The sequence below is a fragment of the Nocardia rhamnosiphila NBRC 108938 genome, assembly GCF_000720425.1.
GTDB classification, from domain to species: Bacteria; Actinomycetota; Actinomycetes; order Mycobacteriales; family Mycobacteriaceae; genus Nocardia; species Nocardia rhamnosiphila.
The window spans coordinates 1-2632 of the sequence record NZ_JOAJ01000032.1 but is presented as its reverse complement, the minus strand read 5'-3'; the positions used below and the strand labels follow the sequence as shown (position 1 = coordinate 2632).

Sequence of the window (2632 nt, the reverse complement as noted above, 5' to 3'; positions counted from 1 at the left end):
TCGTACCGATTTCCAGGTGAAGTTCCGTGGTCAGCGGATCGAGCTGGGTGAGATCGAGTCGGCTCTGCTGGCGCAGCCGGTGGTGAGCCAGGCCGTGGTGACGGTCGCGGCGTCGGATCTGGGTGAGCAGTTGGTCGCCTATGTGGTGCCTGCTCCGGGTGCGCAGATCGTGTCGGCGGTGCTGCTCGATGATCTGCGTGATGTGCTGCCGATCTACATGATCCCGGCTGTGGTCATGGAGTTGGACGCGTTCCCGTTGAACACCTCGGGCAAGCTGGATCGTAAGGCGCTGCCGGCTCCGGTGTTCGAGACCAAGCAGTTCCGGGCTCCCTCGACTCCGATCGAGGAGATCGTGGCGGGTGTGTTCGCCGAGGTGCTGGGTGTGCAGCGGGTGGGTGCCGATGACGATTTCTTCGCGCTGGGTGGTAACTCGCTGATCGCGACCCAGGTCGCCGCGCGCCTGGGTGCTGCGCTGGACACCACCGTGCCGGTGCGGATGCTGTTCGAGGCCGCCACTGTTTCGGTGCTGGCTGCCCGGATCCAGGAGCAGGCCGGTTCGGGTGGTCGGGTGGCGCTGGTGCCGCAGCACCGTCCGACCCGGACGCTGCCCTCGGGAGAGGTTGTCGGTGCTGCGCCGCTGTCGCTGGCGCAGCAGCGGATGTGGTTCCTGAACCGGTTCGATCAGGATTCGGCCGCCTACAACCTGCCGATGGCGATCCGTTTGTCGGGTGCGCTCGATGTCGAGGCGTTGCGTGCGGCCGTTACGGACCTGGTGGCGCGACACGAGGTGTTGCGGACGGTGTATCCGGAGACCGAGGCGGGTCCGGTGCAGTTGGTGTTGCCGATCGGTGACGCCGCACCTCGACTCGAGGTGCGTTCCGTCGCGGCCGGAGATGTTGTTCCGGCGGTGGCGGGATTGGCGTCGGCCGGTTTCGATGTGACGGCCGAGGTGCCGCTGCGGATCGCATTGTTCCGGGTGCACGACGCGACTACCGGCGAAGCTGTGGTGGATGTCGAGCCCGCGACCGGTGTGGCCGGCGAGTTCGTGCTGGCGATGGTGGTGCACCATATCGCCGGTGACGGCTTGTCGGTGGGTCCGTTGACGCGGGATCTGATGATCGCTTACGCGGCGCGTACCGCCGGCGAGGCGCCGGGTTGGGCGCCGCTGCCGGTGCAGTACGCCGACTACAGCATCTGGCAGCGTGAGTTGCTCGGTGACGAGTCCGATCCGGAGTCGATCGCGGCCGCGCAACTCACCTATTGGCAGTCGGCGCTGGCCGGGGTGCCGGATCAGCTGGATCTGCCGACCGATCGGCCACGTCCGGCCGTCCAGTCCTTCGCGGGCGGGCGGGTCGCGGTCGCGATCGATGCGGAAACCCATGCCGGATTGGTGCGGGTGGCGCAGCAGCAGGGCGCGACGCTGTTCATGGTCGTGCATTCCGCTTTGGCGGTATTGCTGTCGCGGCTTTCGGGTAGCGACGACATCACCATCGGTACGCCGGTGGCGGGTCGTGGTGAGCGGGCGCTGGACGATCTGATCGGTATGTTCGTGAACACGCTGGTGTTCCGGACACAGTTGGATCGTGGTGAATCCTTCACCGGTCTGCTGGGTCGCCAGCGGGAAGCCGATATCGCGGCGTTCGCGCATGCGGATGTGCCGTTCGAGCGGCTGGTGGAGGTGCTGAATCCGGCGCGGTCGACCGCGCGGCATCCGCTGTTCCAGGTGGGCTTGACCTTCCAGAACTTGGCCGCCTCCGTACTGGAACTGCCGGACCTGACGGTTTCCGGGGTGGATTTCGATGCCGAGATCTCCCAGTTCGACCTGAACCTGCTGCTCGGCGACTCCTACGACACCGCCGGGGCCCCGAACGGCGTGGCCGGGTACCTGACCTATGCCACCGCCCTGTTCGACCACGCCACGGTGGCGGGCTTCGCGGAGCGGTTCGTGGGTCTGCTGCGGGAGATCGTGGCGGCGCCGGAGACGGCGGTCGGTGATCTGGAGATCCTGGCGCCGGTCGAGCGCACGAAGATGCTGGCGGAATGGAATGCCACCGAGCATGCGCTTCCGGCCGGGCTGCTGCTGGATCGGTTCGATGCCGCGGCCGCGGCGTACCCGGATCGGGTGGCGGTTTCGTTCGAGGGGACGAGTCTGTCCTACGGCGAGTTCGCCGGTCGGGTGAACCGGCTGGCGCGGCATCTGATCGCGCAAGGTGTGGGCCCGGAGACGCTGGTGGGTCTGCTCGTTTCCCGGTCGGTGGATCTGGTGGTCGGGATGTATGCGGTGGTCGCCGCGGGTGGTGCGTATGTGCCGTTGGATCCGGCGCATCCGGCGGAGCGGATCGGTTACATTCTCGATACGGCGGCACCGTTGTGTGTGCTGACGACCACCGGTGATGGCGGTGCGGTGCCCGAGGGTACGGAAGTGCCGGTGCTGGCTGTGGACACCTTGGATGTGTCGGGCTACGCCGATACCGAGGTGACCGATGCCGATCGGTTGGCGCCGGTGCGTCCGTCGAATACCGCGTATGTGATCTTCACGTCGGGTTCGACGGGTCGTCCGAAGGGTGTGGCGGTTCCGCATTCGGCGATCGCGAATCAGGTCGCGTGGATGCTTGCGCAGTACCCGCTGGGC

General features: G+C 67.0%; 1 protein-coding gene. It reads left to right on the top strand.

Going from position 1 to position 2632, the window contains the following annotated elements; genetic code table 11:
- Positions 1–2632 (top strand): condensation domain-containing protein (locus IG75_RS0135490; protein ID WP_030526113.1); only part of this gene is annotated, 2632 nt, incomplete at both ends.